At 42.0% G+C, this 22,155-nt stretch carries 19 protein-coding genes and 1 CRISPR repeat array; of the genes, 10 read left to right on the top strand and 9 right to left on the bottom strand.

Annotation, left to right across the window (positions count from 1 at the left end; translation table 11 throughout):
• Nucleotides 1-43: 43 nt before the first annotated feature.
• Together V7K27_RS35770 and V7K27_RS35765 are read right to left on the bottom strand one after the other, a co-directional pair.
• Nucleotides 44-673, bottom strand: a complete 630-nt coding sequence (locus V7K27_RS35770) for a Uma2 family endonuclease (protein ID WP_334953603.1) — start codon at nucleotides 671-673, stop codon at nucleotides 44-46.
• Between the two features lie 155 nt (nucleotides 674-828).
• Nucleotides 829-1,776 carry a WYL domain-containing protein gene (locus tag V7K27_RS35765; RefSeq protein ID WP_334953602.1) on the bottom strand — a complete coding sequence of 316 codons (948 nt, stop codon included), beginning with the start codon at nucleotides 1,774-1,776 and terminating at the stop codon, nucleotides 829-831.
• 51 nt (nucleotides 1,777-1,827) lie between these two features.
• Here V7K27_RS35765 and cas3 point away from each other — a divergent pair, with 51 nt between their 5' ends.
• From cas3 to cas6 (V7K27_RS35720), 9 genes are all read left to right on the top strand, one after another.
• Nucleotides 1,828-3,969: a type I-D CRISPR-associated helicase Cas3' gene (gene cas3, locus V7K27_RS35760; RefSeq protein ID WP_334953601.1), complete on the top strand. Its 2,142-nt coding sequence runs from the start codon at nucleotides 1,828-1,830 to the stop codon at nucleotides 3,967-3,969.
• A 43-nt stretch (nucleotides 3,970-4,012) separates the two neighbouring features.
• Complete coding sequence (cas10d, locus tag V7K27_RS35755; protein WP_334953600.1) at nucleotides 4,013-6,973, top strand: type I-D CRISPR-associated protein Cas10d/Csc3; 2,961 nt, start codon at nucleotides 4,013-4,015, stop codon at nucleotides 6,971-6,973.
• On the top strand, nucleotides 6,970-7,962 hold the full coding sequence (gene cas7d / locus V7K27_RS35750) for a type I-D CRISPR-associated protein Cas7/Csc2 (protein ID WP_334953599.1): 993 nt from the start codon (nucleotides 6,970-6,972) through the stop codon (nucleotides 7,960-7,962). Before cas10d ends, cas7d begins: the two co-directional genes overlap by 4 nt.
• Before the next feature lie 68 nt (nucleotides 7,963-8,030).
• The gene (cas5d, locus tag V7K27_RS35745) at nucleotides 8,031-8,756 is read left to right on the top strand and encodes a type I-D CRISPR-associated protein Cas5/Csc1 (RefSeq protein WP_334786190.1); all 726 of its coding nucleotides are present in this window, start codon (nucleotides 8,031-8,033) and stop codon (nucleotides 8,754-8,756) included.
• On the top strand, nucleotides 8,725-9,531 hold the full coding sequence (gene cas6, locus V7K27_RS35740) for a CRISPR-associated endoribonuclease Cas6 (protein WP_334953598.1): 807 nt from the start codon (nucleotides 8,725-8,727) through the stop codon (nucleotides 9,529-9,531). The genes cas5d and cas6 (V7K27_RS35740) overlap by 32 nt, the downstream gene beginning before the upstream one ends.
• A gap of 258 nt (nucleotides 9,532-9,789) precedes the next feature.
• Nucleotides 9,790-10,389: a CRISPR-associated protein Cas4 gene (cas4, locus tag V7K27_RS35735; RefSeq protein ID WP_334786192.1), complete on the top strand. Its 600-nt coding sequence runs from the start codon at nucleotides 9,790-9,792 to the stop codon at nucleotides 10,387-10,389.
• Between the two features lie 313 nt (nucleotides 10,390-10,702).
• Complete coding sequence (gene cas1d, locus V7K27_RS35730) at nucleotides 10,703-11,680, top strand: type I-D CRISPR-associated endonuclease Cas1d (RefSeq protein ID WP_334953597.1); 978 nt, start codon at nucleotides 10,703-10,705, stop codon at nucleotides 11,678-11,680.
• A gap of 467 nt (nucleotides 11,681-12,147) precedes the next feature.
• Nucleotides 12,148-12,441 carry a CRISPR-associated endonuclease Cas2 gene (gene cas2 / locus V7K27_RS35725; RefSeq protein WP_334953596.1) on the top strand — a complete coding sequence of 98 codons (294 nt, stop codon included), beginning with the start codon at nucleotides 12,148-12,150 and terminating at the stop codon, nucleotides 12,439-12,441.
• Between the two features lie 221 nt (nucleotides 12,442-12,662).
• Nucleotides 12,663-14,386: direct repeats of the CRISPR family, unit length 37 nt; unit sequence GTTTCTACTCGCAAAATCCCCTCACGGGGACTGAAAC.
• Between the two features lie 114 nt (nucleotides 14,387-14,500).
• Nucleotides 14,501-15,685, top strand: a complete 1,185-nt coding sequence (gene cas6 / locus V7K27_RS35720; RefSeq protein ID WP_334953595.1) for a CRISPR-associated endoribonuclease Cas6 — start codon at nucleotides 14,501-14,503, stop codon at nucleotides 15,683-15,685.
• Between the two features lie 290 nt (nucleotides 15,686-15,975).
• On the opposite strand, the gene sppA is transcribed toward cas6 (V7K27_RS35720), so the two are convergent.
• Nucleotides 15,976-17,811, bottom strand: coding sequence for a signal peptide peptidase SppA (sppA, locus tag V7K27_RS35715; protein WP_334953593.1), 1,836 nt, complete (start codon nucleotides 17,809-17,811; stop codon nucleotides 15,976-15,978).
• A 131-nt stretch (nucleotides 17,812-17,942) separates the two neighbouring features.
• Nucleotides 17,943-18,992 carry a type 2 isopentenyl-diphosphate Delta-isomerase gene (gene fni / locus V7K27_RS35710; protein WP_334953592.1) on the bottom strand — a complete coding sequence of 350 codons (1,050 nt, stop codon included), beginning with the start codon at nucleotides 18,990-18,992 and terminating at the stop codon, nucleotides 17,943-17,945.
• A 153-nt stretch (nucleotides 18,993-19,145) separates the two neighbouring features.
• On the opposite strand from fni, the gene V7K27_RS35705 reads away from it, so the two are divergent.
• Nucleotides 19,146-19,733, top strand: a complete 588-nt coding sequence (locus tag V7K27_RS35705) for a Uma2 family endonuclease (RefSeq protein WP_334953590.1) — start codon at nucleotides 19,146-19,148, stop codon at nucleotides 19,731-19,733.
• 277 nt (nucleotides 19,734-20,010) lie between these two features.
• Here the strand turns inward: V7K27_RS35705 and V7K27_RS35700 are convergent, their stop codons facing one another.
• The 5 genes from V7K27_RS35700 to V7K27_RS35680 all read right to left on the bottom strand — a co-directional run bounded on the left by V7K27_RS35700 (nucleotide 20,011) and on the right by V7K27_RS35680 (nucleotide 22,095).
• Nucleotides 20,011-20,151 (bottom strand): hypothetical protein, encoded by a 141-nt coding sequence (locus V7K27_RS35700; protein WP_334953588.1) that lies wholly within the window; start codon nucleotides 20,149-20,151, stop codon nucleotides 20,011-20,013.
• 187 nt (nucleotides 20,152-20,338) lie between these two features.
• Nucleotides 20,339-20,647, bottom strand: coding sequence for a hypothetical protein (locus tag V7K27_RS35695; RefSeq protein WP_334953587.1), 309 nt, complete (start codon nucleotides 20,645-20,647; stop codon nucleotides 20,339-20,341).
• Between the two features lie 135 nt (nucleotides 20,648-20,782).
• Entirely contained in the window at nucleotides 20,783-21,175 is a 393-nt protein-coding gene (locus V7K27_RS35690; protein ID WP_334953586.1) for a hypothetical protein, read from the bottom strand.
• A 122-nt stretch (nucleotides 21,176-21,297) separates the two neighbouring features.
• Entirely contained in the window at nucleotides 21,298-21,651 is a 354-nt protein-coding gene (locus V7K27_RS35685) for a hypothetical protein (RefSeq protein WP_334953584.1), read from the bottom strand.
• 183 nt (nucleotides 21,652-21,834) lie between these two features.
• Complete coding sequence (locus V7K27_RS35680; protein WP_334953582.1) at nucleotides 21,835-22,095, bottom strand: hypothetical protein; 261 nt, start codon at nucleotides 22,093-22,095, stop codon at nucleotides 21,835-21,837.
• Nucleotides 22,096-22,155: the final 60 nt, after the last annotated feature.

Here is a 22,155-nt window from a genome sequence, read left to right as displayed (position 1 = left end):
TGAATATCCAAACAGCGATCGCACCCTCCACCCAGTATCTTATCTAACTCATCTGTCCCCTTACCCACTCTCTGATTGCTTGTCGGAAAACCCGTCTTCCTACCATACGATATCTTTCAATTAGTGAGGGAATCTCTTGAATTTTTAAATTAGGAAACACTAAACTCCTTTCTCTTTGGAAATATTCCTCACCTTGTAACCGGTAAATTTTGATTTCTCCAGAATCATAACACCAGATTTCAGGCACACCTAACCGCGCATAAATAGGAAAGCGATCTAATGATTTACTAGTAACATCAATTTCTAAAGCTAAATCAGGAGGTGGATCTTGATTTAAATCAAACTTGAGCTTACCTCGAATTAAGGCTTCATTTTGGAAATAAAAACAATTATCAGGTTCTATCCCTGCCTTTTTTAGCTCTAGTTTGCAGGTACTTGAGCCGTAACATTCATAGTCTAGTTCTAAAACCTCAGCCGTATCTTTGATGATGTCACCAATTATTTCTTTGTAATATTCATGTTCTGATAATGGTGTCATTATCTCTAACGTGCCGTCATCATAAGCCACCCTAGTTGCACGGCTTTCACCTAAATCTACTAATAAATTTTCAAATTGTTGCCAACTGATATTATAGAGAACTACCCGATCAGCGCGATGTTCCGTTGGCAGCATAACTCCTCACAAAATCAATGAGTAATAAACAGCAATCAGTAAGAAATTTGGTATAATTTATCAAATTTACAACTGATAACTGAAGACAATCAAAATTCATCCTGATTTATTCTATCAATGATAGTTGATGAATATTTCCAAACCCTCTAACTCTATTACCCACAGTAATTGTCGTGAGCTTTTTTAAGAACGTCTCTAACTTGTTTAGCAACCCAAGGCGGATCTAAAACTTTAGCACTGGAACCATATTGCAGCATTCTTTGGTGGAACCAAAATATACAGTCATCTTTGGTCAAAATATCAACGTAGTCTGTAGTTTCTTCTGGCGAAATGATTGTTTCATGAGGTCTACGGGGTTGGTAAGTTGCTAAAGCGCCCGTAAGTCGATAGATAATGTCCAAGGTCGGGAATTTGCTATAAGTCCAAGGGGTTTGGGAAGCTGCACCAATTCTGGTGATCCGATCAACTCTAAATGTACAGTTCTGCTCAATATTTGGAATAGTTTCAATATGATAGCTACGAAAGTCTGGAGCCAAAGCGAATAAATAGAGTGTGCCATTGTGCAATCTCAGTTCTGATTTGTCTAAATCCCAGATTGTCTCTTTCCCTTTGTTGTTGTGATACCAAATCACAAAGCGGCGTTTCTCTTGAAAGCGTTGTTCCAACTGGCGGACAATTTCAGACAGCCCGGATTCACTGTAATCAGCAGGGGGATGAAAGTCTACCGTCAGACTGTGAGATTGAGTTTTTTTACTAAAATTGCCAATTCGGTAAATTTGGCTGGCTGGGGCAGAAAATCCCAAGTCTGCAAGTAAGTCTGCTGCCATTGCTAAGGCTTGTCGCTGTTCTGCTGAAAGGATTACGGGAAATACGGACTCTACTAGTTTATAAGGACGATTTGGTACACCTTGAATCTCGAAACCGCAGTCTTTAAGTTTACCAATGACGCGACTAATTTTCTGAGATAAATCGCCACAATAGAAGCCGCGATCGCACAACAGGTTTTCTAACTCGGCTTTTTTTCGAGGTTTTTCAGCTATTAGCTTCAAAATTTCTAGGGCAAACCGAAACTGGTTAGAGTTAACATCATTTTTTGATGACATCTCTATTTTATCGAGTGTTACATTGATGCAAAGTTACATCACTAGGGTACTGTGAAAGTTTCTATACTGCCGCTCTATTCTCAACTCAATCTTGGAATCGGTGCTTGTCCTCTCGGATGTACGCAAATTTGCAAGGTAAAACAGCAAGCTCCCAACTTTGCACCCGGTTCTGACTGTCCCCTCTCTTCTCACCAAGCGCAGACTTATGCAAAAATTCTCAGTGGAACGGTAGAAGTCATATTTAATACCTCTGCTACTGGTGATGGAAAATCCTTGGCAGCTTATTTGGTGGCGTTGCTCAATCCTGGGTTTCGGATTATTGGGCTATATCCAACGATTGAACTGGTGACTGACCAAGAAAAGCAAGTTATTGGCTACTATGAAAAGTTTCAACCAGAGGGGATTACATGGGTAGACACTTTCTATGGAGCCGAATTAGCCCGTCGAGTTGAAGAATCAAATAAAGGTAACAAATTTAAAGAACTGCTACTATCATTTAAGCAAAAATACGTTATTCTGACAAACCCAGATATCTTTCATTTAGTGGCTCACTTTCGCTACTATAACCCCGCCTACAATCGGGGGGTGGAATTACCGCTCACCCTCGCTAGAAACCCCGATTTATACGTTGCTGATGAGTTTCACATTTTTGGGGTGCATCAAGAAGCCGCAATTCTCAACGCTATGTTATTAATTCGCCATAATCGCCCCCGGAAACGTCCGATGCGGTTTCTATTTACTTCCGCTACTCCTAAACCAGAGTTTATCAAGATGCTCAAAACTTCTGGATTTAAAGTTGCAGAGGTCGGAGGAAATTACGTTAGTCAGTGTACCCCAGGATTTCGGCAAATATCCCAAGCTGTAAATTTGGAGTTCGTCCAATTAGACCAAGATACTGATTCCCTAGCTTGGTTAATTCAGCAAGTAGAAACCATTCGCACTATTTTGCAACCAAAAGGACGAGGATTAATTATTCTCAATTCTGTAGCTCTTGTTAGTCGGTCAGTGCGTCAATTGCAAGCATTACTTCCTGATGTTATTGTCCGAGAAATTAGCGGTCGAATTGACCGTCAAGAAAGAGCATTAGCACAGCAAGATTTGCAGAATTCTCTTAAACCTGTTTTGGTGATTGGTACAAGTGCTGTTGATGTGGGTGTAGATTTCAAAATTCATCTGCTGATTTTTGAAACTAGCGATTCTGCTACCTTTATGCAACGTCTAGGTCGCTTGGGTCGTCATGCTGGTTTTTTGAATTACAAAGCATTTGTTTTATTACCAAGTCGGACTCCTTGGATTATGGCGAGGCTAAAAGAAAAGCTAGAAGATGGACAAACTATCAGCCGAATTAAATCTAAAAATGAAGAGTTAGATTTAACAGAGATAATTGCAGAAGCTTTTGATCCTCCTAAAGGATTTGAGCAATACCGCAACCATTGGGGCGCTCTCCAAGCTCAAGGAATGTTATTTAGTATGAGTCCTAAGAAAAATGGAGTCATGCAGCAGTTGAAAGATAGTATGGCTGAGGATTTACGCCATGTTTACGGTGAGCAACTGGATAAAAAACGCGGACATTGGTTTGCTCTCGGACAAGACAAAACTAAGACAGGTGAAGCAATCCAACAGGAGCTTTTACGGTTTCGGGGTGGTTCGGATTTGCAAGCAGCTGTTTGGGATGAAGGACGTTTCTATACTTACGATTTGCTGAGATTATTACCTTATGCTGAAGTCGAAGTAATTAACCGGGAAGGATTTTTACAAGCTGCAAAACAAGCGAATCATTCAACTACAGAATTTCCAGAGAAATATATTCAAGTTTACCTCAGAATTCGGCAATGGTCAGATGAACGATTTCCTATTAGCTTAGTATGCGATCGCGGTACTGATGAACTCAAACAATGTACCCTCTCTCTCATTGAGAAACTTAGCATTACCGGACACCCACAAGCTGAAGTAACTCGTTGTCTGGGTAAACAAAAATTACTCACTTTCCTAGTGCAGGTAAATCGTAGTCAACCCAACAGCCATTGGGATATTAGCCGCGCCCTTCATCTCAGTCCCACTTTTGGGCTATATCGCCTCGAAGATGCTGATGAACAATTTCATGCTTGCGCTTTTAACCAAGATGCTTTACTTTTGGAAGCCCTGAAATGGCGAATTCCACGCTGCGATCGCACCAAACCTTACATCTTTTAATAATTCGTAATTCGTAATTCGTAATTCGTAATTTTTAAACACCATGCCAACACTACTACAAACACTACTAATAGAAACTCTTCCGTCTGACACAGACCCAATTTTGTATTCGTTTATCAATACAGTGCTACCTGCAATGGAACGAGAATTTGGATTAATACCAGCTTTAGGCGGTTCGGAAGCAGCCCATTATCAAACTTTAGTCAAACAAGGCGATCGCTATGCCAAAGAAAATGCCGAACGCTGGGCTGCTAAACCCGACCAAAGCTTATTAGTTCATGTCCTCAATGGACTTTTAACAGCTTGGAATTTGAGTAGACATTTACCGAAACATCTGCAACTAGAAGAAGTTGAAAAACGACTACTTTGTTTAGGTTTAACGTTACACGATTATAACAAATATGTGCGTGGTCATGGAGAGGATCAACCGCCACCAAAAGCCCATGAGATTGAGGCAATTCTTAACTTATGCCGAGAGTTAGGTGAGAAGCTAAATTTTCAAGAATTTTGTCATCAATGGCAGGAATATTTATTAGAAATTGCTTTTTTAGCTCAGAATACTCAATTTAGCATTGATAGTAATCCGATTATTTCTAACTGGGAAAATGACGAGCGAGAATTCACTCTAGATGACCGCCGCTTAAATGATGTCTTACGGCATTTACTGGCATTTGGGGATGTGGCGGTTCATATGGGCGATCCGGCAGATGTTGCGATCACTACCAAGGGCGATCGCTTACAAGATCATCTGGATTGGCTGACTATTCCTAAAAAACTAACTTACCATCGCCTCCGAGATTGTCGAGGTTTAATCACGAACCAAATCCACAATGCAGTCGTGAGTTTTGCTCGTCAGCTTGATTGGGAACCAATTCTCTATTTTGCTCAGGGTGCTGTGTATTTGACTCCTAAAAATTACGATGCGCCGGACTTCGCAGACATTCAAACATCTATATGGGAAAATCTAATCCAAGGAGATATTGAAAATAATCAAAAGGGATTAGCGGACTATTTTAAAAGTGGCGATGTGGGATTTGTCCGTGATGGTAAAGGACTCAAAGTTGCTCCCCAAACTTTAGAACTTTTTACCCCTGCTGATTTGATTCGGCTACTTCCTGATGTGGTGCAAGTTAAAGTCGCTAATGTTAAAGTTCCAGCTACACCCAAGCGGTTGGAGAAGTTAACTCTAACTGATGAAGAACAAAAATTTTTGTTACAGGGCGCAGACATCCGGGCTGATCGGCTAGCAGAGTTTATTATCCTAGCACAGCGAGAGTTTTTTGAAGGTTGTCAAGAGTATACGAATTGGATACTGACAACTTTGGAATTGCAAAATCAAATATCTCCAGAACAAACACAAGTGCAGTCTGGAGGTGTGAATTATGGTTGGTATCAAGCTGCGGCTCATTACATTGCAACTCATGCCACCTTAGACGAAGAACAGGTTAGGAATTTTTTGAAAGATTTAGGCGATCGCTTGGCAATTTGGGCAGAAGAAAATAATTTACTCAAGGGAATAACTAGCCCCACTCATGAGGCTTTTGTTAACTATTTAGCCCAGTATTTGGAAGTTTCAGGACTTCGCCATCAAACCACTGACTTTGAGAATGAATTAGCTGCATATTCGGAGGCAAAAGTTAATAATCAACCTATTTGTTCTTTAAGTTCAGGAGAGTCAAAGGCAGAGGATCAACTAGATACTGTGGTGCTATTTAAACCTCAACAATATAGTAATAAAAACAGCTTGGGAGGCGGACGAATCAAACGCGGTATATCGAAAATTTGGTCTTTAGAAATGTTGTTGCGTCAAGCTTTTTGGGCTGTACCTTCAGGAAAGTTAGAAGAACAACAGCCTGTTTTTCTCTACATCTTTCCTGCTTATGTCTACTCGCCTCAAATTGCTGTTGCAGTTAGGCGACTGGTGAAAGAACTCAAAAGAGTTAACCTCTGGGAAGTTTGCAGACAGTGGCGAGATGCTGGGATGAATTACAACGGATTGCAAAACTTGCCTTGGCGAGATGAAAATGAAGCAGAAGCAGGGCGATATGGTGACAGTTACTCTACTAAAGACTTGCCGTTTCTGGCAATAACTTATACAACTACTAGAGGTAAAACCACTACAGATGCTTGGGTAGCACCCGCTTTTTTGGCATTAGCTTTACCCATACTTCTCGGTGTAAAAGTTGTGGCAACTAGCAGCCCTGATCCGCTTTATGCCAGCGATCAAGAGTTCCCCGATTCAGTGATTCTTGATGGCCCGGCGGGGTTTTGGAATCTTTTGGGTGTAAAACCGTGCCTAAGATTGCAGGATTTAGCACCTACATTAGAACGGCTACTTGTGGCTTATAGTTTACATCTAGAATGCCGCAGTTCACCACCAGATGCGCGTTGGCAAGCCTTGAGTGGTACGGTGAGGGATTTGGCAACCGATGTATTAAATGTGTTTGCGATCGCAAATGAGAGATTTCGTGAAACCAAACCAAGTAATGAAGATGTCAAACGAATTTGGAATTATGCCCAAATCTGGGTAAAAGGAAACGTAAATATGCAAGAAAAATTGAAGTTAATTGAGCGACTGGTAACAGAATATCGCCAGTTTTATCAGGTGAGAGTTAATGAATCTAGTCATGCAGTTTTATTACCTATCTCTAAAGCTTTAGAGATGATTCTCACCGTTCCAGAGCAAATAGATCGGGAAGACTTGATCTTACAAGCGGCGGGACAACTCAAAGATGCTTTAGAACGGCAAGAAGTTTATAAACGTCCGTATTTGCTAGATAAATCAGTAGATTTCCCGACTCGACAAGCACAGGAATTGATGGCAATTCATGCCTTTATAACTACCTGTGTTGATGAGTTATTCTTGGGACTTTATAAAGGCGATCGCGCCTTACTCCAAGAAAACCGCAACCGGATTAAATCTGGTGCTGAATTTGCCTATCGTTGGCTAGCTTTACAAGAAAAACAATCTGAAAAAACTCAATTATCAGGAGAAGTAGCATGAGCCTTATCAACACTTTAAAATCAGAATTTCAAACAGTTTTCCCCCGTTTAGCATCTGGTAAATATGTCCACTTTTTAATGGTGCGTCATAGCCAATCTTTTCCCGTCTTTCAAACTGATGGAGTCTTGAATACAGCCCGGACTCAAGCTGGTTTAGAGAACCCAGACTTTATAAGTCGCTTGGTGATTTTCAAGCGCAAGCAGGTGACACCAGAACGTCTTTCAGGTCGTGAGTTATTACGTTCTTTAGAATTAACTAGTGCCAATATCGCAGATAAGGAAAAATTCTGTGAATATAATGGCGAAAACTCCTGTAAAAAGTGTCCCGATTGTATTATCTATGGTTTTGCGATCGGTGATAGTGGCTCAGAACGATCTAAAGTTTACTCAGATTCAGCTTTTTCTCTAAGTCCCTACGAACAATCTCACCGTAGTTTTACTTTTAATGCGCCCTTTGAAGGTGGCACTATGAGCGAGAAAGGGGAAATGCGGAGTGCTATCAATGAGTTAGATCATGTATTACCAGAAGTTACCTTCCCCACTGTTGAAACTCTGCGTGACCCTACTTTTGAAGGTTTCCTTTATGTGTTGGGTAACTTGATGCGAACTCGTCGCTATGGCGCACAAGAATCACGCACCGGGACAATGGCGAATCACATTATTGGTATTGTACTTTGTGATGGTGAAATCTTCAGCAATTTACATTTTACCCAGTCACTTTATGATGCTTTAAAATCAGATTTAAATGCACCCATAGCAGATATTATCATCAAAGCAACTGAAGTGGCAACCAACTTGCTTAATCAAGAACCAATTCGCAAAACTCAGGTAATTAGCGGTTCACAATTAACTGATTTTTTGGGTGAAGTGACAGCAATTTATCAAGATGAAACTCGCTTGCGGGATACACTCACAAGTCTGTATCAGCAAACTAAAGTATACGCTGAAACCTATGGTGCGATCGCTGGTAAAAAAGCTAAAAGCAAATAGGTTGACAAGATAAATTTTGTAGTGTAGGCAATGCTTACACTACTTTCCTAATCCATAATCGCCAGCTTATGATTCTTTACCAATGCAAATTAACCCTCCACGATAACGTATTTTTTGCAACTCGTGAAATGGGTATTCTCTATGAAACCGAAAAATATCTGCACAATTGGGCATTGAGCTTTGCCTTATTTGAAATCGAGTACATTCCTAAACTCTATCGACTTAAGGGAGTAAATGCTCAAAAACCCAGTTACTTAGATGCTACTCAAGAGCAAAATCTTTTGCACCTTAACAAAGCAGGAATCTATGTATTTCCGGCATTACCTCTAATTTGGTCTTATCAGGTGAATACCTTCAAAGCAGCACAAGTTGCTTACTATGGTAAATCTGTGCAATTTGGAGGTGACGGAGCAAAACGCAATTACCCAATTAACTATGGTCGTGCTAAAGAATTAGCAGTAGGCAGTCAGTATAAAACCTATATTGTCAGCCGTGAATCTATCAAAATTCCTCGTTGGATCAGGTTAGGTAAATGGGCAGCGAAGGTGCGAGTTGAAGCAACAGAAATTGCAGATTTGAAAGAGCGAACTGGACAGTATATCACCAAGCATCCTTTAAATCCGTTGGATTTGCCAACCTCATCCAGATTGTTACTATATAACCGAATTGTGATGCCGCCTGTGAGTTTAGTTAGTCAGGCGCAACTGTCTGGTAACTATTGGCAACTACCTGATAAAACCTGTTTACCTGTTGGAGTTTTTTATGGAGCCAGCACTGTTGTCATCGCCTCCTAAATCCACTAGTTTATATGCTTTGGTGATTCAACTGGGTGCTGCAAATCAGCAAATTATTGATGCTACAAGCTGGGCGCTCCATACTCAAGTGATGGACTGGCTGAGTTTGGGAGATCCCCAAATTGCAGATGCGATTTATCATAGTCAAGATACTCCTTTCAGCCTCTCAGAATTGATGGGATACCGTCGCCAACGAGGAACACAACCGGGAGATGATTTTACTTTTCGCATCTCTCTACTTGATGGTGATTTAATCGATCCACTATTGAAGGGTATAGAACAATGGGGTAATAAACCTCTGTTTTTGGGACAATGTTCTTTTGTTATTCGCAATATCTATACTTTACCAGGAACTCATCCTTTAGCAGATTTATCAGATTACGCTATTCTGGCAAATATGGATAAAATCTCTGATGATATCACCCTCAAATTTTTGTCCCCTACAAGTTTTAAACAGAAGCGAGAAATTCAGCTTTTCCCTTTACCAGAATTGGTTTTTGGTAGTCTCTTGCGGCGCTGGAATGTTTTTACACCGGAAGAACTGAAGTTTGCATCTGTGGAGTGGAAAGCTTTAGTTTCTGCTTATGAACTAAAAACTCATGCTTTGAAGTTGGAAAGTAGTTCAGAAATAGGTGCTAAAGGTTGGGTAAGATATCGCTTTCAAGATGCTGAACAGGCGAAAATTGCGACAACTTTAGCTTATTTTGCTAACTTTGCAGGTGTTGGACGCAAAACAGCGATGGGTATGGGTCAAACCTGTTTAGTTAATTCGTAATTCGTAATTGAGTGAAGTACAAGAACCCCACCCCCCAACCCCCTCCCCGCAAGCGAGGAGGGGGCTATGATGTACCTCATGTGATTAGTAAACGCTATAGGCGAATAGAATTTGCTACTACGCAAAGCTTAGTCCACGGAGGTGGACTAATGCAAAATTTAGGGTTTTTTAACCCACGGAGGTGGGTTTTGTCTATGTAGCCGTGACTTCTAGTCGCCAGGGCTTTTCAAACATTCTTTAAGAAAGAATTGATAAACAATGATTGAAGATTACTTACCATTGGCATATTTAAATGCTTGGGAATATTGCCCACGCAGATTTTATCTGGAATATGTGTTAGGCGAAATGGAAGATAATGAACATATTATCTTGGGTCGCCACATACACCGCAATATTAATGAAGAAGGAACTATTCAGGAAGGGGAAACGCTGATTCATCAACAACAATGGGTCTGGAGCGATCGCCTAAAAATTGCAGGTATAATTGATGCTGTTGAAGAATGCGATCGCCAGCTTGTCCCAGTGGAATATAAAAAGGGAAAGATGGCACACCATCTAAACGACCATTTTCAACTGTGTGCAGCTGCTTTGTGTATAGAAGAACGTACCGATCGCAGCATCGCCTACGGAGAAATATTTTATCACGCTAACCGCAGAAGACAGAGAGTAGAGCTTACACCTCAACTACGGCAAATGACCGAGCAAGCGATCGCTCTTGCTCAACTTGCAGATCATAAACCTATGCCTGCACCAATTGACAACACCAAAAAATGTCTTTCGTGCAGTCTAAAAGGCATTTGTTTACCTTTTGAAGTTAAACAGTTACGAGCGTCAACCACTGCTGAAATTGATGATTGAATTCATCGGAAGCAAATTTCCTGATCACTTTTATCCCAATACCCTTGGATTAAGGCTAGGGTGTCCACACAAGTCATCGAATTAGCCCCTCAACCCGTCCTGACAAACATCCCTCTCCTTACTAAGGAGAGGGACAGGTTTTGCGTAGCAGAACCAGGGTGAGGTTTCTTGGGGCTATTCGATAAACCATAAATTGCGTCAAGAGAAACTTGCGTGTACACAGTAGCTTTTTAAGGGGGGATCTTCCGGGGCGAAATATCACTAACACCAACCGTATTTACTTTTATTCACTACTAATTACCACAACTCTAAAATGACAATTCTTTACGTCACTCAACCTGATGCCGTTTTAAGCAAGAATTACGAAGCTTTTAATGTTGCTCTCAAACAATCAGATGGTTCTTGGAAAAAACAGAGTGTTGCAGCACAAACCGTCCAACAAGTTGTCTTGATGGGCAACCCTCAAGTCACAGGAGATGCTCTAGTTTATGCTTTGGAATTGGGTATGCCTATTCACTATCTTTCCAGCTTTGGTAAATATCTGGGTTCCGCACTTCCGGGTTATTCACGCAACGGTCAATTGCGACTAGCACAATATAAACTTTATAACCATCCCGTCGGACGTTTAGAATTAGTCAAAACAATTGTGGCAGCGAAAATTCACAATCAATATCAGGTTTTGTATCGTCATAATGAACGAGATAATCCTCTCAAAGAACGTAAAAGTCTCGTCAAAAGCCAAAAAACTCTAGAGCAGGTCAGAGGAATTGAAGGTTTAGCTGCACGAGAATATTTTGCCTGCTGGCCACGGATGGTTGGAAAAGATTGGACTTTTGCTGGTCGAAATCGTCGTCCACCTACTGACCCCGTAAATTCACTTCTCAGTTTTGCCTATGGTTTGTTGCGAGTTCAAGTAACAGCTGCGGTTCATGTTGCTGGGCTAGATCCTTATATTGGATATTTACACGAAGTCCATCATGGTCAGCCTGCAATGGTTCTCGACTTAATGGAAGAGTTTCGTGCTTTGATTTCTGACAATGTAGTATTAGCAGTATTACATAAACATGAAATTAAACCTGACGATTTTAACGAAAGTTTAGGTGCATATCGGCTCAAGGATACTGCTAGGAAAACTTTCTTAGAGGCATTCGAGCGCAAAATGAATGATGAATTTAAACATCCGGTTTTTGAATACAAATGCACTTATCGGCGAGCCATTGAACTACAAGCGCGGCTACTGAGTCGCCATTTGCAAGAAGGGATTCCTTATAAAGCTTTAGCTTTACGTTGATTATCATTTCTCAAAAAATCTTGACAATGACGGAAACAGACTCATGATATAGGAATCATATTTGATTTTTGAAATTATTTGCGTGGACAGGGAGTGGGGAGTGGGGAGTGGGGAGTGGGGAGTGGGGAAGATTGAGCGATCCTAATTATTGATTGCATGATCTCTTGACAGGGAGTGGGGAGTGGGGAAGAAGCCTTTTCGGGGTGTACTGATTTTTTTCATAAATCAAATACTAGTCCTATAGAAGCCTCTAAATTTATTTATAGCGCTTCTCAACCTAGTGCCTGAAGGCGCGATCGCAATTCCTCCTCAGTTTATAGAAGCCTCTAAATTTATTTATAGCGCTTCTCAACCCCACCCCCAACCCCCTCCCCGCAAGCGAGGAGGGGGCTATGATGTACCTCTGTGATTAGGAAAGGCTATATGGGGATTATTAATTTTGAATTTTGAATTCGGAGCGAAGCGACGTGACTACCCTGTTGTATTTGATTATTTATGATCTACCTGATAACAAAGCTGCAAATAAACGTCGCACTCGTTTACATAAGATGTTGTCTGGTTACGGGAAATGGACACAATACAGCGTTTTTGAGTGTTTTTTAACTGCGATACAATTTGCTACACTGCAAACCAAGATAGAAAAACTGGTTAAGCCTGAAGAAGATTCGATACGATTGTATGTACTTGATGCTGGAGCAATCAAGCGAACAATTACATACGGTTCAGAAATTCCTCGACAAGAGCAAACAATAGTATTATGATTAGTGTATCAGCTTGATGTTTGGCAAGTCGAAGCGGGGGCTAAAACCCTGGGGGATCTGCCAAAATCGCCAGAACCTTGACAAATCAATAGTTACAGCGTTTCAAGAATTCAGAATGTTGCAAATTACTTGCAATAAGGCAGGCTGAAAATGACCAAAATTTTCGATCTGCCAAAACGCCTCCCAGGAAGCTTGCTCTGTAAAGGTTTCAGCACCGAGCGGTTTCTACTCGCAAAATCCCCTCACGGGGACTGAAACACTTAGCCACCTGGAGGTCAGATTTTAGGTGGCTATGTTTCTACTCGCAAAATCCCCTCACGGGGACTGAAACTTTTGGCTATCATTTTCAGTATCGGTTCATGGATTTGGTTTCTACTCGCAAAATCCCCTCACGGGGACTGAAACATTTTACGGGTTCATTTTTTCAGAATGATTTTTACCGTTTCTACTCGCAAAATCCCCTCACGGGGACTGAAACTTTTCATAATGATACGACTTACCTGTGCTGATTTCGTTTCTACTCGCAAAATCCCCTCACGGGGACTGAAACATTTAGCTAGTTTGCAATATCCCCCCATCATAAAGTTTCTACTCGCAAAATCCCCTCACGGGGACTGAAACCAAAATTTCTATGAGGGATGTACCAATTTTTTGGTTTCTACTCGCAAAATCCCCTCACGGGGACTGAAACTTTGCTTGTATTGATGCAGCAAACCAGTGGCGATCGCGCGTTTCTACTCGCAAAATCCCCTCACGGGGACTGAAACGCGGCAAAAGTTGGCTGAAGTTGCTTGAATATCCTCTGTTTCTACTCGCAAAATCCCCTCACGGGGACTGAAACCACAATTAGCTTTCTTGCCAGCTAGAATAATTAGGTTTCTACTCGCAAAATCCCCTCACGGGGACTGAAACAAGAACTCTATAGGGTTAGCAGGAGTCCATATTAAAGTTTCTACTCGCAAAATCCCCTCACGGGGACTGAAACAAAGCTAAAACAAAATTGACATCTAGCTTGAAAAAAGGTTTCTACTCGCAAAATCCCCTCACGGGGACTGAAACATAGCGAACAACCGCTTATCTATCCGCGAAGTTGTGTGTTTCTACTCGCAAAATCCCCTCACGGGGACTGAAACCAGCTGCCGCTTCCATCCAGGTATTAGCCAGAGGAAGTTTCTACTCGCAAAATCCCCTCACGGGGACTGAAACTTCTGGCGGGGCTTAATGTCCCGCTTTTTTATATGCGGTTTCTACTCGCAAAATCCCCTCACGGGGACTGAAACTAGCAATCAGAAATGGGTATACTGCCACAGCAATATGTTTCTACTCGCAAAATCCCCTCACGGGGACTGAAACATTTAGCTGGTGACACTAGAGTTTATAGGGTCATAGTTTCTACTCGCAAAATCCCCTCACGGGGACTGAAACTTGCATAGAAGAGAGAGAATTGTGATTTGCCCTTAGTTTCTACTCGCAAAATCCCCTCACGGGGACTGAAACCCACAGTCGTGTGCATTGCGCTTTATAGAATACTCAAGTTTCTACTCGCAAAATCCCCTCACGGGGACTGAAACGATAAACTTTACTTACTATTCTTCATTCCTTGCTGGTTTCTACTCGCAAAATCCCCTCACGGGGACTGAAACTCTCTAGTTCCGAAGTAGCTATCATGCCCGGATTGTTTCTACTCGCAAAATCCCCTCACGGGGACTGAAACCACCCAGAACTTCAAGAGTTTTAATTTGGGCGATGATTTCTTGGTTTCTACTCGCAAAATCCCCTCACGGGGACTGAAACAAAATGGCTGATACTTGCGCTCAACTTTCTAGTGAAATAGTTTCTACTCGCAAAATCCCCTCACGGGGACTGAAACATTACAACTGTCTCCTTAACTTTATCTCCTGATAAAAGGTTTCCACGAACAAAATCCGCTCACGGGGACTGAAATGTTGAAGTGCTATTTTTTCTCATAGCTCAGAATAGGTTTTTGTAGACTTATTAATTTCTCCAAGATGATGGAAATTGCGTACAATATTCAAGATTATTCGCATAGCCCTAAGCAATGCCAAGAGCAGCTACATCCACTACTCGCAAACTAAAGTCGAAGCAAAAATCTCCAGCTTCTGTTTTTACATGGGCAGATGAGACTGAATTGGTAGGATTAGTATTTGAACTGGAGTCAACTGCTGCTGCTTTGCTTTACTCGCAATACACAATCGGACTCCACGCGTGGTTTCTTGACCAGGTGCGACAATTCGACCCACAACTATCCGCCTATCTCCATGATGGAGAGTCAGAAAAGCCCTTCAATATCTCAGCGCTGTCAGGCCAATTTGTAGCTAGTGGCAAACAACTAAAACTGGAAGCCAACCAAATTTACTACTGGCACGTCAATGCTCTATCTCAACGAGTAGCACAGTTTCTCAAACACTGGTTAACCCAACTACCGCCAAGCTTAGATTTAAAAGGTGCATCTCTACAGATAAAACAGGTGAGCATTGCCCATATACCCACTACCTACAGACAACTACTGCAATCATCTACAGATAGACCCTCTACAATCAGTCTGAGTTTTATCTCACCTACAAGTTTTCGTCGCAAAGGTAATCATTTTCCTTTGCCAGTGCCAGAAAATCTTTTTCATAGCTACCTACGTCGCTGGAATGACTTTTCAGCGATCGCAATAGAACAAGAATCTTTTCTCAAATGGATAGATGAAGGGGTAATTATTCATCAACACCGCTTGCAATCAGAAAAAGTGGCAGCTGGTAAGCGTGGATCGGTGACAGGTTTCACAGGCGCAATCTCATTTGGTTTAAATAAAGCAGCTTTAGCTAACTTTGAATTTAGCGAGTTATTTTATGCTTTAGTACAACTTGCTCCTTACTGCGGCACAGGACATAAAACCACTTTCGGGCTAGGACAAACTCGGTTAGATTGGGTAGAGCAACAGGCAAATAAATCAACTCAGTTGCTAACAAATCTGCTAGCAGAGCGAATTGAGGAACTAACAAGCATATTCACTGCCCAACGCAAACGCACAGGAGGGGAGCGAGCTGATAAAATAGCTGTCACCTGGGCAACGATTTTAGCACGGCGGGAGATGGGGGAATCATTAAAGGCGATCGCTGAAGATTTAGAGATGCCGATGTTGACTGTCAAAACTTATGTGAAATTAGCCAGAAAATCGCTCAAACAGCAAAGCAACGAGCAGTTTCTAATAACTAATTCCGCTAACGGGGACTAATATCATGTCCGCCAAATTACCCATACCACGCCCAACCCCACCCCGCCGGACTACGCTGTATACACAAGTCTGAAATAGTTTACTCACCTGGTTTTTCACGTCAGTTTTACCCCACCCTAACCCTCCCCTTGTAAAGGGGAGGGAACTAGATTCTTGTTTCTCCTCCCACGCCCAAGCGTGGTACTTTCCTGATTTCAGGACTTGTAAAGGGGAAATTCCTGTCTCCCCCCTTTATAAGGGGGGATTAAGGGGGGTAAATGCTCCAATACTACTCGGTTAAGAAAAAGCATCTACTCAATCTTCAAGTTGAAAGGCAAGCGGGCGTAAACCCCCTGTGGATCATTCATCTTTTGCAGAATCCCTACTTCCTGTTGCAATTTCTGGAATTCATCAATGAGAGGATTCGCTGATTTGAGTTGCGCTTTCTCAATCCCGAAAGCAGTCCGCGCTTCTTCTGTTGCACGCCCAAAAAACCGTTCTCCAAAGCTGCTAGTGCGAGGATATTCTTGAACTTCCCAATCTTCTCCTAGTTTCGCCTGGTTAGCAGCATAAGCGATCGCACTATTCAAACCACCAATTTCATCTACCAAACCAATTTCTTTGGCCGCCACACCCGACCAAACCCTTCCTTGAGCAATTTCTGCTACTTTTTGTCCTGGCAGTTTCCGACCTAGAGAAACTTTATTCAAAAACATATTATAAATGCGGTTAACATTGCGCTGATAAAGTAGCAACTCTTGAGGCGATTTCGGACGCGAAACTGTTTGACTATCAGCATAGCGTGCAGTTTTTACCGAATCCCAAGTAATGCCATTATCATTGGCCAGCTTTTGCCCATTAAATAGCATCCCAAACACCCCTATTGAGCCTGTAATGGTATTTGGTTCGGCAAAAATGCGATTAGAGTCGCTAGCAATCCAATAACCACCAGAGGCGGCGACATCACCCATTGACACTACAACTGGTTTCACCTCACGAGTTAATTTCACTTCTCGCTGCATGACTTCGGCTGCGGTAGCACTACCACCAGGACTATTAATCCGTAATACAACAGCCTTCACATCCTTATCTTGCCGCAGTTTGTTAAAGATTTTGGCAAAGCGATCGCCTCCTACTTGCCCATCTTCTCCTTTACCATCGACAATCTCGCCTTCAGCATAAACAACGGCAATTTGATTTTTTGAGTTACGTTCTACACCCAAAGATTTGCCGGAAACTTGGGCGTAACTATTCAAGCTAATTTGTCGGAATGTTTTGTCATCTTTATCGCTATCTGTTAACTTTTTCAGGTCAGTTACCACTTCATCGGGGTATGCTACTCGATCAACTAAACCGCTAGTTTTCGCTTGTGTAGCTTCTAGTAGCACCTGATTATCTGCGATCGCCTGCAACTGTTGTGGTTCAATTTTCCGACTTGCGCCCACAGTAGTGCGCCATTCTCCCCAAACATCATCCAACAATTTCTGAGTTTGTTCGCGGTTTTCTGGACTCAACTTTGTGAGGATAAACGGTTCAACTGCTCCCTTAAATTTCCCCACTCGCACGACTTGAACACCAATCCCATATTTCTGTAATGCACCCGCGTAGAACATCGGCTGTGAACTCAAACCATTGACTTCCATCATTCCCAGAGGATTAACAATAATCGAATCTGCCACAGAACAAAGGTAATATTCCTTTTTACTCCAATCACTGCCATAGGCCACAATCTTTTTCCCCGCAGCGCGAAACTCCTCAAGCGCTTTCCGAATTTCTTTCAGAGAGGCATAGCCAACGCTACTAATTTGGCTTGTGCTACTTGCATCCAGATAAATTCCGACAATTCGCGGATCGCGCCGCGCCTTTTCCAAAGTTTCCACAATTTTGCGGAGTGCCATTCTCTCGTCATCCACACCTGATATTGTGCTTTGAAAGACTTCGCCGGAACTAGGTTCGCTATCAGTAATTTTCATTGACAAGTCAAAAACCAGCACTGACTTATCTTTCACATTTGGCCCAATATCTTTAGAAGAGGTAGCAGCCAATATCAGCAAAAACAATCCAGTGGTTCCCAGACCACCGAAAATAATTAGTCCTAGTAAGGTGCCAACTAAACTAGCAAAAGTTTGTTTGATAAAATTACGCATTAGTTATTAGTTATTGGGCATTGGGCATTGGGCATGGGGCATGGGGCATTGGGCATTGGTTATAACCAAAGGACTAATGACTAATGACAAAGGACAAATGACAAATGACAAATGACTAATGCCCCATTTACCTATTCTATGCGTTGTAAACTGCCAGAGTGCTTTAACTGATACAAGGTAGCGTTGCCAGTGCAAAATAAAACTGTGGTGATTTCGGCGATTAATACCTCAGCCAGTTCGGAAACTGCTGTCTCTGATGTTGCTGCTGCTTGCAGGAAAGGCATTGCTAAACCAGCTATATCGGCTCCCAAGGCGATCGCAGCTGCAACATCCAATCCATGACGCAAACCTCCCGAAGCTATTAAAGGCACATCTGGTGCGATTGCTCTAATAGTTGTAATGCACTCTGCCGTCGGTAAACCCCAATTGGCAAAAGTCTTCCCTAAGCGACGTTGTAAGGGATTTTCTGCCCGTTCACTTTCTACTTTTGCCCAAGAAGTTCCCCCCGCACCAGCTACATCAATTGCTGCTACCCCAGCAGCAATGAGTTTCTCGGCGATCGCTGCTGAAATGCCGTTACCAACTTCCTTCGCAATCACGGGCACTGGAAGCTTAGAGCATATTTTAGATATCTTGTCAAGCAAACCCCGAAAATTAGTATCACCTTTAGATTGAATGCACTCTTGTAGAGGATTAATGTGTAAAATCAGAGCATCAGCCTCTATGATATCAACTACCCGCAAACATTCATCTAAGCCGTACTTGTAGTTAAGTTGCACAGCCCCCAAGTTTGCAAATAGCAGAACATCGGGGGCATACTTGCGGACAGCAAAAGTATCAGCCACCTGGGGTTTTTCTACCGCTACTCGTTGGGAACCAACACCCATTGCAATTTTGTAATGTTGCGCGACTTGAGCCAAACGTTGGTTAATGATTCCGGCTTGTTCTGTTCCGCCAGTCATGGAAGAAATTAACAAGGGTGCGGCTAGGTGTTTCCCCAAGAAAGTTGTGCTGATATCAATATCATTGTGGTTTAGTTCGGGTAAACAAGAATGGGTGAAACGATAACGTTCCAGTCCATTAGTGATTTGATCAGACTGAACATCTTCCTCTAAGCAGATCCGAATGTGATCGGCTTTGCGATTCTGAGTTTGTGCAGAGATATTAGTGGGGGCGTTCACTGGTGGGTATGGCTAAAAGTATTTGCTTGCGATCGCTATTGTTACATTGTCTGCAACCGTCTTTTGACAACAAAGATATTTATTTTCGCAATCTTCAGGGTACGTTACGCTATTGATAACATACTCATTTCCCCATTTTGTGAGTTAATTAATATGGTTTTACAAACAGAAAAGCGCTACTACAGCCCAGAAGAATATTTGGAATTAGAAGAGAAAGCTGAATATAAAAATGAATACAGAGACGGAGAAATTATACCTATGACAGGGGGAACAACCAACCACAATAAAATTGCACTTAATTTTTGTCGCAAGTTTCCCTTGACAGTCCAAGGTCAAGCTTATGACATATATATGGCTGATGTTAAATTATCAATACCTCGTTATCGCATTAATACTTATCCTGATGTTATGGTCATCAAAGGTAAGCCTATTTATGAGGGAACAGGTAAAACAATTATCACTAATCCCTTATTAATTGTTGAAGTCTTATCAAATTCAACTAAAAATTATGACAAAATAGATAAATTTAAATATTATCGTTCAATTCCTGGTTTTCAAGAATATATTATGATTGACCAGTATAGTTTTGCTGTCGAACAATTTGCAAAGCAAGCAGAAGGTCAATGGATTTTTAAGGAATATGAAGGTGAAGATGCAATTTTAGTCTTAGATTCTATTGAATTTCAAATTGCCTTGCGTGATATTTACGAACGGGTTGATTTTGAGTTGATTGAGGAATAAAACTTCTTCTTGCACCAGGCGACTAGAAGTCACGGCTACACAGGCAAAACCCACCTCCGTGGGTTAAAAACCTTTGATTTTCTCTTAGTCCACGGAGGTGGACTTTGTTTGTATAGCCGCGATTTCTAATCGCCAGGGCTAAGTACAAGATGTGGAGTCACCGTGAATGATGCTTACTTGTTGCTGGTTACGCCGTCTGTGTAGAAGCTGCTTTTAAGTCTGTGGTGGATTTTAAGCGCGTAATGGTGGCTTTACGAATGCCTTTACTTTGGCAAGATTACAAAATTTCATCAACCAAGACAGTACCACCTTCATAAAAATCAATGCTGAGATGAGAATCTGTAAGTAGTGCAGTTCCCAGGAGAGGACGGCGACCCATCGCCAACACAATAACTTCTCGCTCCGCACCCTTCCACATAATCTTTATTGCATAAGCATTTGTTGCAGTCCTGGAGTTGTCGGCAAGATTTGCTTGAATTTTAGCTATATACGGCAAGCTAAGTTTTGCGACCAGATCAGGTGGTAAGGTAAAAAACCTTCAAACCCTGTATCAATAACAAACTCAATTTCTACATCTGACTTGTCTTCCAAACAAACCAAAACACTCATTCGTGCTTGAAGCCCAACCACCGTCCCGTGTATGACTCTAACGTCCTAACTAATGAACCACCAACAGCATACACGGCATCATAACCAATTCTTTCTGCCCAAATTGCAGCATCAGGCTGTTTAGCTTGCAAACAACGGCTTGTTACCAACAAATCATCGCCAATTTCATATTCACCTGTTTCAACATTGATGGAAATCAATTTGCCAATATTCTCTGCTGTCTCAACTTTGGGACGGATATGTTTATCGTATAATTCTTTACCACGCCGGATAATTTCTTCGTCATTTAGTTTTGGATAAGACATACACGTAAGCTTTCAACTAAAGCATTCGATCAGCCTATCCATTATAGTGTGCGACTTATTCTTAGGCGTGGGTTGGGCTACGCCTACGCAAAACATGGGCATCATTCACGGTGAATAATGCCTACTTGTTGCTGGTTACGCCGTTTGTGTAGCAGCCGCTTTTAAGTCTGCGGTGGATTTTAACCGTGTGATGGTGGCTTTACGAATGCGATCGCTCTTGCGTACTCCGCCTGTCATTTCGTATTCCCGGCTATCTTTGCCATACTTGAACGCCACACCACTAACCAAGCGTTCTGAAGTTTCTCGAATGGCCTTTTCAAGGGTTTCTATTTTTGCCTTTGCCGAGTCAAGGGCAGTTAGCATCATATTATACTCGTCTATCTGGTTGCGGAGTTGCCCAGTTAACTGGGTTAAATGGTTTAAGCTGATGGAATCACCAAAATCGAGGTTAGAATTAATCGATTTAAAGCCGATTACTTTCTGTTCGGTTTTTTCTAGCACGAGAGAGCTTTTTTGTTGGCGTGGCATTAATGGATAGTTTTTACTAAACTTTATCTTTCTAGGATGTCTCAATGGGACAATAAAGTGGTTCAGTAAAACTGGCAAAATAAGGTGTTTTTTGCAATAAGATTTGATTGCTAGCTCAGTAATTATACGACACTAGAGAACAAATGATTGAGAATGGGGTTGTGTTGTGAACCAATGGGGTTGTGTTCTGAACCAATGGGGTTGTGTTGTGAACGAATGAGGTTGTGTTGTGAACCAATGAGGTTGTGTTGTGAACCAATGGGGTTGTGTTCTGAACCAATGAGGTTGTGTTCTGAACCAATGGGGTTGTGTTCTGAACCAATGGGGTTGTGTTCTGAACCAATGGGGTTGTGTTCTGAACCAACGGGGTTGTGTTGTGAACCAACGGGGTTGTCTGCTTTAAACCCAAAGAACCCCACCCCGCGCCTTGCTAAGGCTACGGTGTACACACAAGTCTGAAATAGCTGATTAACCAAGGTTTTACCCCACCCTAACCCTCCCCTTGTAAAGGGGAGGGAACTAGATTTCTTGTTTTCCCTCGCTACCAGCAGTCGGAACGCCAGTTAGTTTTTTCTTATAAAGGGGAGATTTCTTGTTTCCCCCCTTTATAAGGGGGGATTAAGGGGGGTAATTCGACTTGTGCGTACACTATAGCTCTATTATTTATCCTCAGAAGGGCGATGTGTGGGTAACAGGCTCTTTTTCTGTTTTTCTTGCAAATTGCTGGCTTGTTTCAGGACTGGAATACACTGGTTAATCATCCAGATTAAAACCTCGATTGGGGAGTCTCCTTGCTGAAGGCGGTTTTCGGCATTTACGCCAATTAATATAGTTTGCAGAATTAGCAAGAATGCGTAGGCGTAGCCCGTCGTAGACATCGCTCTTTGACTTGCACTTTTACCACGTTTTTTAGCTGACATCTGAATTCACCTTATTTTTGCGTTTACAAGGTCAATTATTTTTTTGGGTATTTCCCCAGA

Origin of the sequence: Nostoc sp., from assembly GCF_036919575.1 — a bacterium.
Lineage (GTDB): Bacteria > Cyanobacteriota > Cyanobacteriia > Cyanobacteriales > Nostocaceae > Nostoc.
This window is presented reverse-complemented; position numbering and strand designations above follow the sequence as displayed.

What these genes read in the sequence shown, in the direction of transcription:
- V7K27_RS35770 (WP_334953603.1), bottom strand. Translation starts at nt 673, where the DNA reads ATGCTGCCAACGGAACATCGCGCTGATCGGGTAGTTCTCTATAATATC.
- V7K27_RS35695 (WP_334953587.1), bottom strand. Translation starts at nt 20,647, where the DNA reads ATGTCTTATCCAAAACTAAATGACGAAGAAATTATCCGGCGTGGTAAA.
- V7K27_RS35700 (WP_334953588.1), bottom strand. Translation starts at nt 20,151, where the DNA reads ATGTGGAAGGGTGCGGAGCGAGAAGTTATTGTGTTGGCGATGGGTCGC.
- cas5d (WP_334786190.1), top strand. Translation starts at nt 8,031, where the DNA reads ATGATTCTTTACCAATGCAAATTAACCCTCCACGATAACGTATTTTTT.
- V7K27_RS35705 (WP_334953590.1), top strand. Translation starts at nt 19,146, where the DNA reads ATGGTTTTACAAACAGAAAAGCGCTACTACAGCCCAGAAGAATATTTG.
- V7K27_RS35765 (WP_334953602.1), bottom strand. Translation starts at nt 1,776, where the DNA reads ATGTCATCAAAAAATGATGTTAACTCTAACCAGTTTCGGTTTGCCCTA.
- cas10d (WP_334953600.1), top strand. Translation starts at nt 4,013, where the DNA reads ATGCCAACACTACTACAAACACTACTAATAGAAACTCTTCCGTCTGAC.
- V7K27_RS35690 (WP_334953586.1), bottom strand. Translation starts at nt 21,175, where the DNA reads ATGCCACGCCAACAAAAAAGCTCTCTCGTGCTAGAAAAAACCGAACAG.
- cas4 (WP_334786192.1), top strand. Translation starts at nt 9,790, where the DNA reads ATGATTGAAGATTACTTACCATTGGCATATTTAAATGCTTGGGAATAT.
- cas1d (WP_334953597.1), top strand. Translation starts at nt 10,703, where the DNA reads ATGACAATTCTTTACGTCACTCAACCTGATGCCGTTTTAAGCAAGAAT.
- cas6 (WP_334953595.1), top strand. Translation starts at nt 14,501, where the DNA reads ATGCCAAGAGCAGCTACATCCACTACTCGCAAACTAAAGTCGAAGCAA.
- cas6 (WP_334953598.1), top strand. Translation starts at nt 8,725, where the DNA reads ATGGAGCCAGCACTGTTGTCATCGCCTCCTAAATCCACTAGTTTATAT.
- V7K27_RS35680 (WP_334953582.1), bottom strand. Translation starts at nt 22,095, where the DNA reads ATGTCAGCTAAAAAACGTGGTAAAAGTGCAAGTCAAAGAGCGATGTCT.
- cas7d (WP_334953599.1), top strand. Translation starts at nt 6,970, where the DNA reads ATGAGCCTTATCAACACTTTAAAATCAGAATTTCAAACAGTTTTCCCC.
- sppA (WP_334953593.1), bottom strand. Translation starts at nt 17,811, where the DNA reads ATGCGTAATTTTATCAAACAAACTTTTGCTAGTTTAGTTGGCACCTTA.